The 13,341-nt window shown below is 66.9% G+C and carries 14 protein-coding genes; 8 read left to right on the forward strand and 6 right to left on the reverse strand.

Features of this window, described 5'->3' with window-relative positions; all coding sequences use genetic code 11:
* Nucleotides 1-34 precede the first annotated feature (34 nt).
* The 4 genes from FQU96_RS26615 (at nt 35) to FQU96_RS26630 (ending at nt 5,635) form a co-directional block, all read left to right on the forward strand.
* Nucleotides 35-3,538, forward strand: coding sequence for an indolepyruvate ferredoxin oxidoreductase family protein (locus FQU96_RS26615; protein ID WP_255468570.1), 3,504 nt, complete (start codon nt 35-37; stop codon nt 3,536-3,538).
* A 166-nt stretch (nt 3,539-3,704) separates the two neighbouring features.
* The gene (locus tag FQU96_RS26620) at nt 3,705-4,283 is read left to right on the forward strand and encodes a transposase (RefSeq protein WP_146544402.1); all 579 of its coding nucleotides are present in this window, start codon (nt 3,705-3,707) and stop codon (nt 4,281-4,283) included.
* A 1-nt stretch (nt 4,284) separates the two neighbouring features.
* Nucleotides 4,285-5,052 carry a DUF429 domain-containing protein gene (locus tag FQU96_RS26625; protein WP_178130718.1) on the forward strand — a complete coding sequence of 256 codons (768 nt, stop codon included), beginning with the start codon at nt 4,285-4,287 and terminating at the stop codon, nt 5,050-5,052.
* Between the two features lie 97 nt (nt 5,053-5,149).
* Nucleotides 5,150-5,635: a DUF2147 domain-containing protein gene (locus tag FQU96_RS26630; RefSeq protein ID WP_178130719.1), complete on the forward strand. Its 486-nt coding sequence runs from the start codon at nt 5,150-5,152 to the stop codon at nt 5,633-5,635.
* Between the two features lie 16 nt (nt 5,636-5,651).
* Here the strand turns inward: FQU96_RS26630 and FQU96_RS26635 are convergent, their stop codons facing one another.
* The gene (locus tag FQU96_RS26635) at nt 5,652-6,263 is read right to left on the reverse strand and encodes a winged helix-turn-helix transcriptional regulator (protein ID WP_218574874.1); all 612 of its coding nucleotides are present in this window, start codon (nt 6,261-6,263) and stop codon (nt 5,652-5,654) included.
* Nucleotides 6,264-6,538: 275 nt separating this feature from the next.
* Here FQU96_RS26635 and FQU96_RS26640 point away from each other — a divergent pair, with 275 nt between their 5' ends.
* Together FQU96_RS26640 and FQU96_RS26645 are read left to right on the forward strand one after the other, a co-directional pair.
* Entirely contained in the window at nt 6,539-7,153 is a 615-nt protein-coding gene (locus tag FQU96_RS26640) for a hypothetical protein (RefSeq protein ID WP_178130720.1), read from the forward strand.
* A 54-nt stretch (nt 7,154-7,207) separates the two neighbouring features.
* Nucleotides 7,208-7,699 (forward strand): DUF2147 domain-containing protein, encoded by a 492-nt coding sequence (locus FQU96_RS26645; RefSeq protein ID WP_146544407.1) that lies wholly within the window; start codon nt 7,208-7,210, stop codon nt 7,697-7,699.
* A 22-nt stretch (nt 7,700-7,721) separates the two neighbouring features.
* Here FQU96_RS26645 and FQU96_RS26650 read toward each other — a convergent pair whose 3' ends face one another.
* Both FQU96_RS26650 and FQU96_RS26655 read right to left on the reverse strand, forming a co-directional pair.
* The gene (locus tag FQU96_RS26650; protein ID WP_178130721.1) at nt 7,722-7,970 is read right to left on the reverse strand and encodes a DUF2312 domain-containing protein; all 249 of its coding nucleotides are present in this window, start codon (nt 7,968-7,970) and stop codon (nt 7,722-7,724) included.
* Nucleotides 7,971-8,253: 283 nt separating this feature from the next.
* Complete coding sequence (locus tag FQU96_RS26655) at nt 8,254-8,571, reverse strand: DUF1244 domain-containing protein (protein WP_146544409.1); 318 nt, start codon at nt 8,569-8,571, stop codon at nt 8,254-8,256.
* A 204-nt stretch (nt 8,572-8,775) separates the two neighbouring features.
* Between FQU96_RS26655 and FQU96_RS26660 the strand changes: the two genes are divergently transcribed.
* On the forward strand, nt 8,776-10,116 hold the full coding sequence (locus FQU96_RS26660) for an MFS transporter (RefSeq protein ID WP_146544410.1): 1,341 nt from the start codon (nt 8,776-8,778) through the stop codon (nt 10,114-10,116).
* A gap of 103 nt (nt 10,117-10,219) precedes the next feature.
* The gene (locus FQU96_RS26665; protein ID WP_146544411.1) at nt 10,220-10,567 is read left to right on the forward strand and encodes a hypothetical protein; all 348 of its coding nucleotides are present in this window, start codon (nt 10,220-10,222) and stop codon (nt 10,565-10,567) included.
* Here the strand turns inward: FQU96_RS26665 and FQU96_RS26670 are convergent.
* Genes FQU96_RS26670 through FQU96_RS26680 form a run of 3 tightly spaced genes read right to left on the reverse strand, consistent with a single transcriptional unit; the run spans nt 10,542 to nt 13,152 of the window.
* Complete coding sequence (locus FQU96_RS26670; RefSeq protein WP_146544412.1) at nt 10,542-11,348, reverse strand: ABC transporter ATP-binding protein; 807 nt, start codon at nt 11,346-11,348, stop codon at nt 10,542-10,544. The genes FQU96_RS26665 and FQU96_RS26670 overlap by 26 nt on opposite strands.
* The gene (locus FQU96_RS26675) at nt 11,339-12,352 is read right to left on the reverse strand and encodes an iron ABC transporter permease (protein WP_146544413.1); all 1,014 of its coding nucleotides are present in this window, start codon (nt 12,350-12,352) and stop codon (nt 11,339-11,341) included. Before FQU96_RS26675 ends, FQU96_RS26670 begins: the two co-directional genes overlap by 10 nt.
* Entirely contained in the window at nt 12,349-13,152 is an 804-nt protein-coding gene (locus FQU96_RS26680; RefSeq protein WP_178130722.1) for an ABC transporter substrate-binding protein, read from the reverse strand. Before FQU96_RS26680 ends, FQU96_RS26675 begins: the two co-directional genes overlap by 4 nt.
* Nucleotides 13,153-13,341: the final 189 nt, after the last annotated feature.

Below are 13,341 nucleotides of genomic sequence, written 5' to 3' on the forward strand. Positions count from 1 at the left end.
CAGTACTGACCTAAACCTGCGTGGGGGCTCGGCCGTGGCCGTCACTCGTCCCATCGCTGCCGCTACTCTCGACGACAAATATGCTCTCGAGTCCGGCCGCGTCTTCCTGACCGGTATCCAGGCGTTGGTGCGCCTACCCATGATGCAACGGCAGCGCGATCTCGCCGCCGGATTGAACACGGGTGGTTACATCTCAGGCTATCGTGGCTCGCCGCTGGGCGGATTCGACCAGGCGCTGTGGCAGGCCAAATCGTTCCTCGAGAAAAACCACATCGTCTTCCAGCCCGGCGTGAACGAGGACCTGGCGGCGACGGCACTGTGGGGCACGCAGCAACTGCGTCTGCTGCCGGGCGCCCGCTACGACGGCGTCTTCGGCATGTGGTACGGCAAGGGACCGGGTGTCGACCGCACCGGCGACGTCTTCAAGCATGCCAACGTGAACGGCACCTCCCAGCATGGCGGCGTACTGGCGCTGGCGGGTGATGACCACACCGCCAAGTCTTCGACCGTCGCGCACCAGAGCGAGCTGGCGTTCATCGATGCGGCCATGCCCGTGGTCAACCCGGCCAGCGCCCAGGACGTGCTGGACCTGGGGCTGCACGCGTTCGCGCTGTCGCGCTATGCCGGCTGCTGGGCAGGCTTCAAGATCGTCGCCGAACTGGCGGACTCCTCCACGATCGTCGCCGTCGATCCCGGACGCGTGTCCATCGTGCTGCCCGGCGATTTCGAGATGCCGCCGGGCGGGCTGAACCTGCGCGCGCTCGATATCAATTTCCAGGAGCAGGAACGGCGCCTGCATCATTTCAAGCTGCCGGCGGCACAGGCCTACTGGCGCGCCAACGGACTGGACCGGGTCACGACGGGCGGTCGCGGCGCGCGACTGGGCATCATCACCGCCGGCAAGGGCTATCTCGACGTCTGCCAGGCACTCGACGACCTCGGCATCGACGACGCCGAAGCGCAGCGCCTGGGTCTTGCCGTCTACAAGGTGGGCCTCACCTGGCCGATCGAGCCGGAGGGCCTGCGCCGCTTCGTCGACGGGTTGGAGCAGATCCTGGTCGTCGAGGAAAAGCGGCCGGTGATGGAGCCGCAGATCAAGGATCTGCTGTTCAACCTGCCGGCCGACCGCCGACCGCGCGTCGTCGGCAAGACCGACGAGAGCGGTGCGCCGCTGCTGCCGGTCACCGCCGAACTGCAGCCGGCCAAGCTGGCGCAGGTCATCGCCGAGCGGCTGGGCGTCGAGCATCTGCCGCTGCCGGTGAGCCGCAGGCTCGCGCTGCTGGCCCGCCGCCAATCGGCGCCGGCGCGCAACGCGCCCAGCTTGAGCCGGCCGGCCTATTTCTGCTCGGGCTGCCCGCACAACACCTCGACGCGCGCCCCCGAGGGCTCGCACACCATGGCCGGCATCGGCTGCCACTTCATGGCGCTGTGGATGGACCGCGACACGCTCACCTACTCCCAGATGGGCGGCGAAGGCGCCGCGTGGGTCGGGCTGTCGCATTTCACCGACACGCCGCACGTCTTCCAGAACCTGGGCGACGGCACGTATTTCCACTCCGGCTACCTGGCGCTGCGCCAGGCGGTCGCCGCCAACACCAACATCACGTACAAGATCCTCTACAACGATGCCGTGGCGATGACCGGTGGCCAGCGGCACGATGGCGATCTCACGCCGTGGAAGATCAGCCGCCAGGTCCATGCCGAGGGCGTGCAGCGCATTGCGCTGGTGAGCGACGATCCCGACAAGTATCCGCCGGGCCTGGACTGGGCGCCGATCGTCACCTTCCACCATCGGCGCGACCTCGACGAGGTCCAGCGCGATCTGCGCGAGCACAAGGGTGTGTCGGTGCTGATCTACGATCAGACCTGCGCTGCCGAGAAGCGCCGGCGCCGCAAGCGCGGCCAGTTTCCCGATCCGGCCCGCCGCGTGGTCATCAACCAGGCCGTTTGCGAGGGCTGCGGCGACTGCTCAGCCAAGTCCAACTGCCTGTCCGTGGTGCCGATCGAGACCGAGTTCGGGCGTAAGCGCACCATCGACCAATCCTCGTGCAACAAGGACTACTCCTGTCTGGAAGGCTTCTGCCCCAGCTTCGTGACGGTCGAAGGCGGCCGCCTGCGCAAGGGCAAGGGCGACCGCCAGGTCGGCAGCGCGGGCCAGGAATGGCCTGATCTGCCCGAGCCGGTCCTGCCCTCGGTCGCCGAGCAGCCCTACGGCATCCTGATCACCGGCATCGGCGGCACCGGCGTGGTCACCATCAGCGCACTGCTGGGCACGGCGGCACACCTGGAGGGCCTGGGCGCCTCGATCCTCGATCAGATGGGCATGGCGCAGAAAGGCGGCGCCGTGATGAGCCATGTGCGCATCGCCCGCACGCCCGAAGCGATCCAGGCCGTGCGCCTGGGCACCGGCGGCGCCAACCTGGTCCTGGCCTGCGATATCGCCGTCGCCGGCTATCCCGATGCGCTGAGCAAGGTCGAGCAGGGCACCACGCGCGCCGTCGTCAACACGCACGCCACCATCACCGGCGACTTCACGCGTCACCCCGACATGAAGTTTCCGGACCAGGTGTTGCGCCTGTCGATCGAAGCCGCGGCCGGCGCCGACGCCTGCGACTTCCTTGATGCGCAGGCGCTGGCCACGGCGCTGCTGGGCGACTCGATCGCCACCAATCTCTTCATGCTGGGCTTCGCCTACCAGAAGGGCGCCCTGCCGATCTCGGCCGCGGCGCTGGAACGCGCCATCGAGCTCAATGGTGCGGCGGTTGCGATGAACAAACAGGCCTTCCTGTGGGGCCGCCGCGCGGCGCACGACCTGCCGGCCGTGCAGAAGCATGTAAGGCCCGTCGTGGCGGCGACCGAACCGGCGCCGTTGTCGCGCACGCTCGACGAGATCGTGGCGACGCGGGTGAAGCACCTCACCGCCTACCAGGACGCAGCCTACGCGCAGCGCTACACGGCGCTGGTCGACAAGGTGACGGCGGCCGAAGCCGCGCGCACGCCCGACGCGACCGGGCTGGCCGAAGCGGTGGCGCGCGGCTATGCCAAGCTGCTCGCCTACAAGGACGAATACGAAGTGGCGCGCCTCTACACCGACGGCACGTTCCTGCGGCAGGTGCACAGCCAGTTCGAGGGCGACTACAAGCTCAAGTTCCACCTGGCGCCGCCGCTGCTGGCCGAGCGCGACGCCCGCACCGGCCATCTGAAGAAGCAGGTCTTCGGACCCTTCATGATGACGGGCTTCGCGATGCTGAAGCGATTGAAGTTCCTGCGCGGCACGCGTCTGGATCCGTTCGGCCGCACCGAGGAGCGGCGCATGGAGCGTCAGCTCATCGGCGAGTACGCGGCGCTGATCGCGGAAATCCTGGGCAAGCTCTCGCCGCTGAACCACGGCATTGCCGTCCAGCTCGCCGCCCTGCCCGATGAGATCCGCGGCTTTGGCCACGTCAAGGACGCCAACCTGAAGAAGGTGCGCCAGAAATGGGCCGCCCTGCTCGCCACCTTCCGCAACCCCGAACCGCTGAAGCAGGCGGCGGAGTAACGCTGGTAGCGAAGCATTATTCCTGGGAGCGCGGGCGTCCCGCCCGCATCAAGGCTTTCGTCTGACATGAGCGGGCCGGAGGCTCGTGTTCCCAAGAATGAAACTATCGGTTGTAGAAACGACCAGGTCATCGCGATACCCTGCATAACGAGCAGGACGAACCACGATGACCGAACCCAATCCACACAAGGGCTGGCATTCACGCGGCTATCTCCCCCATTTCGATGCTGCCAACGTCATTCAGTCGGTGATCTTTCGCCTGGCCGACAGCCTGCCGTCATACGTGCTTGATCAAGCGCCTGACCCACGTGGCCGACGCAAGATGGCCGATGCAACCCTTGATGCAGGCATGGGCGCCTGTGCCTTGCGCGAGGCGCGTGTTGCCGGACTCGTCCAAGCGGCTCTGCTGTACTTTGATGGTGGTCGCTACCGCATGTTGGCGTGGTGCATCATGCCCAATCATGTCCACGCTCTGATCGAGCCACTGGAGGGCAACGGTCTATCCGCCATCGTGCAAAGCTGGAAATCGTTCACGGCGAAACGCGCAAATGCCATTCTTGAAAGAGAGGGGTCCTTTTGGGCTCCCGACTATTTCGATCGTTACATCCGGGACCAGGGACATTTCGAAACGTCGATACACTACATTGAGCACAACCCAGTCAAAGCTGGACTTGCACACGATGCGGACGAATGGCTCTGGAGCAGTGCGGGACGTCGCGGCTTCGGCCGTACACCGGGGACATAAGATGCGGGCGGGACGCCCGCGCTCCCAGGGAAAAGAAGCCTGGGTCGCCGGTGTGGACGGCTGTCGTGCTGGGTGGATCGCCGTCCTCAGACACGTCGAGTCCGGGACCTGGCGCTTTCACTTCGCGCTGAGGTTGGCCGAAGTCGTCGATGCCGAAGAGCAGCCAAGCATCGTCGCCATCGATATGCCGACGGGCTTCGCCGATTGTGCCGAACACGGCGGCCGCCCCTGCGAGCGGGACGCGCGCGGCCTGCTGGTGGGCAAGACGTCATCGGTGTTTCCAACGCCCTGCCGCGGCGCGCTGGAGGCCACGACGCATGCCGACGCCAGCGCCATCAATCGCCGCAGCGGACCAAACGGTGTCGGCCTGACCCGCCAGGCGTTTCATCTGTTTCCCAAGATGCGCGAACTCGATGCCTTGCTGCGATCGCGCCCAGCCCTGGTCGAGCGCGTCTTCGAGGCCCACCCGGAACTGGCGTTCATGCGCATGAACGACAGCCAGCCGGCTCTGGCGCCCAAGCGCACGGCGGAGGGACAACGTCTGCGGCAGCAGCTGTTGGCGCGGCACGGGTTCGGTGCCGCGGCCAAGGCCTGGACGGCTTATCGCCAGGAGACCGGGCTGCGCGCGACCGCCGCCGGCATCGACGATGCCCTGGATGCCGCCGCGGTCTGTCGCACGGCGCTGCTCATTCAGGGCGGCGACGCAACGCGTCTGCCAGGGACGATCGGTCGCGACAGGTTCGGCCTGCCGATGGCGATCTGGTACTGATATCCGGCGTCGCCTTCTTCCGAAACATTTTGCGTTTCCGCGTCGTGCGCTCCTATCCTGCGCGCGGCATGAAAGACAAAATCAACGGGAGGCTGTGATGGGGCGACAGGCCAAGAGCCGCATGTGGGCTGCCGTGCTGGGATTGGCCGCCGGCCTGATCGCTGGCCCGACATCGGCCGCCGACCCGGCGATCTACGGCCTCTGGCTGACTGAAACGAAGAGCGCCCATGTCGAGCTCTGGTCCTGTGCCGCGCAGGGGCGTGGACCGGTGTGCGGGCGGCTGGCGAAGCTGCTCAACCCGCGCGGACCGGACGGCAATCCGGTGCCGCCGGAGCAAGCCGTCGACTTCCGCAACGCCGACCCGGCACAACGAACCCGTCGCCTGTTGGGCGCGGTCTTCCTCTACGACTTCAAGCCGACCAGCGACCCCAACACCTTCGAGGAAGGGACCATCTACAGCGCCGAAGACGGCAAGACCTATCGCGCCAACCTGAAGCTTCAGGCCAACGGCACGCTCTTGCTGCGCGGCTATGTCGGTGTGCCGATGTTCGGCAAGTCGCAGACCTGGACACCCGTGCGCTGAGCGGGCGCCTGGTTTTCTAGGTTGTTCTGGTGGCCGCACCCGTCATCGCCGCAAGGAGCTTGTTGGCGGCACGAACGTCGCCCTCGACGACAAGACGCCGGGCCGCGGTCTTGTCGCCCCGGGTGGCATTGAAGAAATCGCGCAGCGTTCCTTTCAGCGTCGCCGTCGCAGCCGGCGGTGGGCCGTGGCTCGCGGCGATATCGCCACCCCGAGCGTCGAGCGTGAACGGGGCGCCGTCGACATCGAGCCGATAGGTCGTGCCTTCGACGAGAGTCTTTCCGTCGATGAGCGCTGCGAGCGAGCCGACGAACCACCGGGGATCGAGAATATCGTCGGTGTCAGGCGCTGTCAGTCGGCGCGCGCCCCATCGGACCAGCGCGTCCACAACCGATCGCAGGTCCCGCCCATCGGCCGTGAGTTCATACACCGTCGCCGGGGTCGGCTTGGGTGTCCGGCGATGGACCACGATGCCCGCCGCCCGCAGATCCCTCAGGCGGGTGGACAGCACGTTGGTGCCGATCCCCGGCAGTCCTTCAAGCAGGTCCGAATAGCGCCGCGGTCCGAGCAGAAGTTCCCTGACGACAAGCAGCGCCCAGCGATCGCCAACGACGTCCAGCGCGCGGGCCACGGAACAGAACTGCTTGTACCGCTTCATGGCTGTACCCTATCAGTTCGTTTTCGTTTTCGATAGTGCCCACTTGCAAAATAGAAGTATGATGACCATACTTGTCAGGCACCAGGGTCAGAGTCGGTCCATATAGGTGTATATGCACCTATATCATCCCCCATCGAAATCGAAGACCGCAGGAGCAGACCGTGAATCCATTGTCGGCAACCGCATCGAAAGCGGTCATGAGCGATCCATCGGGCAACGCGACGACCGGAGCGGCGCAAGATCGAGGCATGGCCCGTGCCGTCGTCGTCGCGGTCGCCCTCTGGCTTGCGATCACCTGGATCACGGGAACCGCCAATGTCTTTCGCGGATCGCCTTCCGAGCCGCCTCTTGCGCTGCTGGTGGCGCTGTTGACGCCGCCGCTCGCCTTCGTGATCGCCTATCGTGGATCCCGCCGCTTCCGCTCCTTCGCGCTGTCGATCGATTTGCGTCTGCTGACCGCCCTGCAGGGCTGGCGGGTGATCGGCGGCATGTTCCTGGTGCTGTTCAGTTTCGAGATGCTGCCCGGCCTGTTCGCCTATCCGGCCGGTGTGGGTGATCTCGCGGTGGGATTGGCGGCACCATTTGTCGTGCGTGCGATCGCCCGACAGTCGCCGGGATGGCAGCGCCAGGTGCTCTGGCTCAACGTTGCCGGGCTGGTTGATTTCGTCGGCGCGATCGGCACCGGCGTACTGACCAGCGCCTCCGCGCTCGGCTTTTTCGCCAGCGCCAGCCCCGGGGCTGACATGGGGGCGTTTCCACTCAGCCTGATACCGACCTTCGCCGTGCCGCTGTGGATCGTCGTGCACGTTGTGTCGCTGCTGCAGCTCGCGCGGCTGCGTTCTGCTGCAGTCGCCGCTGCCTAGGCCCGAAGGAACCGACTCCGCGAACGAGAGTCTTCAGTCGAACAGGAGGCCGTGATGTGGCCACGGGCAACAATCCGGGTAAGCGTTGCCGTTCTTGGACTGGCAGCGGGCGCGATCAGCGCCGACGGCCCATCACGGGCTGCCGGCCCGTCGGTCTACGGCGTCTGGCTTCTCGAATCGAAGAACGCGCATGTCGAGATCTGGTCGTGCGCGGCGCAAGGTCGCGGACCGGTGTGCGGGCGGCTGGCGAAGCTGCTCAATCCCCACGGACCGGACGGCAAGCCCGTGGCCGCGGAGCAGGCCGTCGATTTCCGCAATCCCGACCCGGCGCAGCGCACTCGTCGATTGCTCGACCTGGTGTTTCTCTATGATTTCAAGCCGACCAGCGACCCCAACATCTTCGAGGACGGCACCATCTACAGCGCCGAGGATGGCAAGACCTATCGCGCCAACCTGAAGCTTCAGGCCGACGGTACCCTGTTGCTGCGCGGTTATGTCGGCGTGCCGCTGTTCGGCCGATCACAGACCTGGACGCGCGTACGCTGAGGCGCGATGACCGGCCTGATCGTCAGATCATCCCCAATGCCTGCTTGTAAACGTCGAGCAGCGTTTCCTGCTCGTCACGCTCGGCGCTATCCATCTTCCGCAGTTTGATGAGCGTGCGCATGGTCTTGACGTCGAAGCCGGTGCCCTTGGCTTCGCTGTAGACGTCGCGGATGTCGGAGCCGATCGCCTTCTTTTCCTCCTCCAGCTTCTCGATTCGCTCGACGAACGACTTCAGCCGATCGGCAGCAATGTTGGAGGGTTTCTGCTTCATGGGGCTGCCGTCCGGCATAACGCTCCTCGCCCAACAGGACCACGGGGAGCGCCGACCCTAGGCGCGCAGCCGGTGTCGGTTCAATGACAGCGTGACGGGAATGATGGGGATAACGGGGGTAAGGCCGCGCTTGGCCGCACCGTTGTCATCCCGAGCGCAGCGAAGGATCTTTCAGGGCTGTCTGGTCGATGTCCGCTGAAAGATTCCTCGCTACGCTCGGAATGACGGAGGGGCTACGCTCGGAATGACGGAGGGGCTGCCCTCGCCATGACGCGGGGTTGCCTTACCCGTGTTTGTGCTTCTGCTCGGCGGCGGCGAAGCTCTTCTCGAACTGCGCCTTGCCCTCGGCCGAGGCTTCCCTCTGGTATTTCGTCTTCCACTCGTCGTAGGGCATGCCGTAGACGATCTCGCGCGCCTTGGGATCGGGGATCTCGACGCCCTGCTTGGCGGCCTCTTCGCGATACCACCGCGACAGGCAGTTGCGGCAGAAGCCGGCGAGATTCATGAGATCCAGGTTCTGCACATCGGTACGTTCGCGCAGATGATCGACCAGCCGGCGAAAAGCGGCGGCCTCGAGCTCGGTCCGGGTCTTGACGTCCATCACACCTCTCCTCTGTCGGCGCAACGGCCACAACGGATTGATATGTCTGCTTTTTTCTTTCAGTCCAATGAACCTTGAAAGGGCAGCGTATCGCCTTCTCTTACGCTATGACATGACGATCTTCGCAGCACCTGGGACGTGGTCTCGTCGGCCTTCATATCGGCGGCATGGCATGGATCGGCAAGGTCGAAAGGGACCCACACGATGACCGCAGGTCATGATCTGGACGTTTCGGCCGTCATCGATCATGGCCGGCTGGGGGCTACCCGGGTTGGCGTCTTCGTCTTGTGCGCCCTCTGCCTGATCATCGACGGCTTCGCCACCCAGGCCATGAACGCCCTCGCACCGGCGCTGATGGCCGACCTGGCCATGACTCCCACCATGGTGGGCACGGTGGCCGTGGCCGGCGCGATGGGCCTGATCGTGGGCGTGCTGCTGTTCAGTCTGTTGGCCGACAAACTGGGGCGGCGGCCTGTGCTGATCGGCGTGCTCGCCTTGTCCGCTGTCGGCATGCTGGCAGCCTCGTTCGTGACGAGTGTCGGCCAGCTGTTCCTGGTACGCTTCATCACCGGATTGGCCCTGGGTGGACTCATGCCGGGTGCTGTCGCCCTGGTCAGCGAATACTGGCCGCGGCGCGTCCGCGCGACCGTCGTCATGATCATATGGTGCGGATTGATCATCGGGACGTTCCTGGGGTCGACCCTGTCGGCGATCCTCGCCGATGCCTACGGATGGCGCTTTGTCTTCCTGTCCGCCGGTGCCGCCGCAATGGTCGTCGCCGGACTGATGTTGCTGTTCCTGCCGGAGTCGGTGCAGTTCCTGGTCGCCCAGCGCAAGGACGCCGGCCGAATCCGCGCCTTGCTGCATCGCCTCGATCCGACCTTGCCGCTCAGCGACCAGACGCGTTTCGTACTGGCGAACGAGCCGGTCGGCGGCGTACCGGTGGCGCACCTTTTCGACGCCGGCCGTGCGGGCGGAACCCTGCTGATCTGGCTCGCCCATTTCGCCCTTCTGGCGGTCGCTTATTCCCTGGCCACTTGGCTGCCGTTCGCCCTCAGGAGCGCCGATTTCACCTTCGCCGCCATCGGCCGTGCGATCGCCATCCTGAACGCCGGCGGCCTTGTCGGCATGCTGGTCCTGGGATGGCTCATCGACCGCGTCGGATTTGCCCGCGTGCTCGCGCCCGGACTCCTCGTCGCTGCGGTCGCGATCCTGCTGATCGCCCCGGCGATGGCCATGGCGCCGCTGGTGTTCGTCGTGGTCTTCGTGTGCGGGATTTTCGTCGTCGGTGGACAGGCTGCGCTGACGGCGCTCGCCGCGCGATACTATCCGACGGCCGCGCGCGCCACCGGCATCGGCTGGAGCCAGGGAATCGGCGGACGCATCAGCGCAACCCTGGTCCCCATGGTCGGCGGCATGTTGCTGGCCCAGGGCTGGTCGCACAGCGCTCTGTTCTCGGTAACCGCTGCTTGCGCCGTGCTGGCGGCAATCAGTCTGTTGCTGATCGGGATCGTGGTCGAGGGCAAATCATCGACCCGGCTGTAGCCGGCGGCCGTTGGCCACGGATTGATGGTTTGCGCCGATGCACTAGTATAATGCCTGTATTTCTCGGCTGGGCAGCCAGCTTCGCGCAACGGAACCGCACGCAATGGCCAAGAAGCTCAATCCCCTCAACCTCAACGGCCTGCAGCTCAGGACGCTCACCCTGCTGCAGGAGCTGGCGCGCTATCCCGAGATTGCCCTTACCGACGACGCCACCGGCAACGTCACCATCTCTTCCCTGCCCCAGCCGCACGGCAATCACTTCCATGTCGGTCGCCGCGTGGTGATGAGCAGCGATGCCACCGGCCTGCACAATCCATCGGTTTACATCGCCCTGGCCCGCAAGGGCCTGGTCGTTCCCAACGGCATGATCGATACACCGACACTGACGGCGGCAGGTGTGGCCTACGATACCGGTTTGCGCGACGTCATCCTGCACGGCTCGGATCACTAGAACCCGCAAGCGTGGGCCGCGATACCGGTATCGGTAGATCGTGCTGCTCGAACGCCACCAGCGCAAACGTCACGCCGTAGGCTGTCTTCAGCGCAGCGGGCGTCAGCACGTCCGACGGCGCGCCGAAGCGCAGCGCCTTGCCGCCGGCCAGCAGAAGGAGACGATCGCAGAAGCGTGCTGCCAGCGCGAGGTCGTGCAAGGCCACGGCCACGGCAACACCGCGATCGGCCTCGGCGCGCAGCGCCGTCATCGCCTCGATCTGATAGGCCGGATCGAGCGCCGCGGTCGGCTCGTCGACCAGCAGCACGTCCGCTTCCGTGGCGAGCGCACGAGCCAACATCAGACGCGCCCGTTCGCCGGCCGATAACTGGTCGAGCCTTCGGTCGGCGAACGCCGCCGTACCGGTCCGGGCCATGGCGCGATCGACCGCGCGCGCGTCGGCCGGCGACAAACGGTCGAAGCCGGCGCCGTGCGGCAGGCGTCCCAGGGTCACCACGTCGCGGCCCGACAACGGCCACTGCGGCTGCGCGACCTGCGGCAGGTGCGCGATGCGCCGCGCTCGCGCCGATGGCGTGAAGGACTGCACCCGCGCGCCGTCGAGGTGCACGGTGCCGGCGTCGGGCGTGTCGATGCCGGCCAGGATCCGCAGCAATGTCGATTTGCCGGCGCCGTTGGGGCCGACGAACCCTGTGATCGTACCGGCCGCGATCTCAGCGTCGACAGCGTCAAGCACCAGCCTGCGACCCAGTGCCCGCCGCAGGCCCTGCGCGATCAGAGCCACGACGTGCCTGCCGCGCCGTTGCTGCGGCGACGCACCGCCAGCCAACCCAGGAACGGTGCCCCCAGCAGCGCCGTCATCACACCCAGCTGCAGTTCCCGTCCCGTCGGCAGCAAGCGCACAGCGATATCCGCCGCCAGGGTCAGCGCCGCGCCGGCGCCGGCCGACGCGATCAGTGTGGCGCCGGGCCGATAGCCGACGAACGGCCTGATGGCGTGCGGCGCCATCAGGCCGACGAAGCCGATCACGCCCGATACCGCCACGGCACCACCCACCGCCAGCGCTGTACCGAGTCCGATCCAGCGCGCCACCGCCGACGGCACGATGCCCAGCGCCAGCGCCGTCTCCTCGCCCAGCGACAAGCCGTCCAGGCGGCGGCGCATCAACAGCAGCGGCACGGCGCCGAGCGCTACGCACGGCAGCGCGATCGCCACATGATCGAGGCTGCGATCGGCGAGCGAGCCCATCAACCAGAACATCACCTCGTAGAAGGCATAGGGGTTGGGCGACAGCGCCAGGCCGAACGCAGTGGCGGCGCCGGCCAGCGCATTGATCGCCACGCCGACCAGCAGCAGCGTCGCCACCGTGGCGCCACGACCGGCCCAGGCGAACAAAGCCGCCGTGCCCAGCAGCGCACCCAGGATCGCGGCGATCGGCAGCGCGCCGGGAAAAAGCCGCACCAGGCCGCTGTAGAACGCGATCACAGCCCCGAACGCCGCGCAGGCCGAGACACCCAGCACACCGGGTTCCGCCAGCGGATTGCGCAGCAAGCCCTGCATGGCGGCGCCTGCCATGCCCAGCGCGGCACCGACCACGGCACCGAGCAGCGCACGGGGCAGCCGGATCTCAAGCAGGATCAGCGCCGGCACGCTGTCGTGTCCCGACAGGATGTCCCGGATCGCCGTGCCCCAGGGCAGGCCGGCCGGGCCAACCACGATCGAGATCATGGCCAGCGCCGCCACGGGTGCCGCGACCAGCGCCCAGGTCCATCGACGCGACGGCGTCATCGGCGGCGCTCGAGCGAACGACGTGCCGCGGCGAGGCGATCCAGCGCCGCCACGTTCTGCGGACCGGCGCACAGCCACAGGCTATGCGGCATCACCAGCGTTCGCGTTGTGCCAAACGCCTGGCGCGCGGCACGGTGGGTCATCAGGGCTTCAGCCAGCGACGGCCGATCGCTGGCCGGGCTTTCGAGGATCAACAGCTCGGGCGCCGCGCGCACCAGGGCCTCCAGCGGCAGCGGCTCGAAGGGACCGGCGCTGCGTTCGGCGGCGAGGTTGCGAAAGCCGGCGCGCCGCAGCAGATCGTCCTGCAACGTGCCGCGGCCGACGGAAAAGCCGTTGGCCTGCCAGACCGCGGCCAGCGGTCGATGCTCGCCATCGGCCGGCGCGGCCCGTCGTTCCTGCATCTGCTGCGCCAATGTTGCGCCGGCCTCCGGTCGTCCCAACGCTGTCGCCAGCGACCGCACACGTGCCACGCCGTCGTCGAACGTCGACGCTTCGGGAAACTGAGCCAGCCGCACGCCGGCACGCTTCAGCAGGCCGACGACATGGGATGGCGCAAAGGCATCGAGGAACACCAGATCGGGCCGCTGGGCGAGGATCTCCTCGACACGCACGCGCACGGCGGGCAACGCCTGCGCCGCCTGCCATTGCGCCGACAGGTGGGGATCGTGCGCCATGTCGCTGACGGCGACGACCTGGCCCGGCGCGGCGAGCGCCAGGACCAGTTGATCCAGGCACAGATTGATCGACACGACCCGTGCCGGCGGCTCGCTGGCGGCGACGGGCGTGGCGAACAAGAGCACGAGGAGCGACAGGAGGCACGCCGCTTTCCGTCTCCCGCCAGCGGCAGAAGGTGGCCGTCGCATCGCGACGGCCGGATGAGGGCTCAAGGACGACGTCTTGTTCTGCTGTATCGTGTGCCGCTCGATCACATAGACCTCGACCTTGATCCCTCACCCTCCCCTGGCGCGGCGCGCCATGGGCCCATCCCT

This window comes from Reyranella sp. CPCC 100927 (assembly GCF_007859315.1).
Lineage (GTDB): Bacteria > Pseudomonadota > Alphaproteobacteria > Reyranellales > Reyranellaceae > Vineibacter.

Excerpts from the sequence above, each read along its gene's own strand:
- FQU96_RS26675 (WP_146544413.1), bottom strand. The coding sequence starts at position 12,352 with ATGACGCCGTCGCGTCGATGGACCTGGGCGCTGGTCGCGGCACCCGTG.
- FQU96_RS26620 (WP_146544402.1), top strand. The coding sequence starts at position 3,705 with ATGACCGAACCCAATCCACACAAGGGCTGGCATTCACGCGGCTATCTC.
- FQU96_RS26640 (WP_178130720.1), top strand. The coding sequence starts at position 6,539 with ATGGCCCGTGCCGTCGTCGTCGCGGTCGCCCTCTGGCTTGCGATCACC.
- FQU96_RS26660 (WP_146544410.1), top strand. The coding sequence starts at position 8,776 with ATGACCGCAGGTCATGATCTGGACGTTTCGGCCGTCATCGATCATGGC.
- FQU96_RS26650 (WP_178130721.1), bottom strand. The coding sequence starts at position 7,970 with ATGAAGCAGAAACCCTCCAACATTGCTGCCGATCGGCTGAAGTCGTTC.
- FQU96_RS26665 (WP_146544411.1), top strand. The coding sequence starts at position 10,220 with ATGGCCAAGAAGCTCAATCCCCTCAACCTCAACGGCCTGCAGCTCAGG.
- FQU96_RS26655 (WP_146544409.1), bottom strand. The coding sequence starts at position 8,571 with ATGGACGTCAAGACCCGGACCGAGCTCGAGGCCGCCGCTTTTCGCCGG.
- FQU96_RS26630 (WP_178130719.1), top strand. The coding sequence starts at position 5,150 with ATGGGGCGACAGGCCAAGAGCCGCATGTGGGCTGCCGTGCTGGGATTG.
- FQU96_RS26625 (WP_178130718.1), top strand. The coding sequence starts at position 4,285 with ATGCGGGCGGGACGCCCGCGCTCCCAGGGAAAAGAAGCCTGGGTCGCC.
- FQU96_RS26645 (WP_146544407.1), top strand. The coding sequence starts at position 7,208 with ATGTGGCCACGGGCAACAATCCGGGTAAGCGTTGCCGTTCTTGGACTG.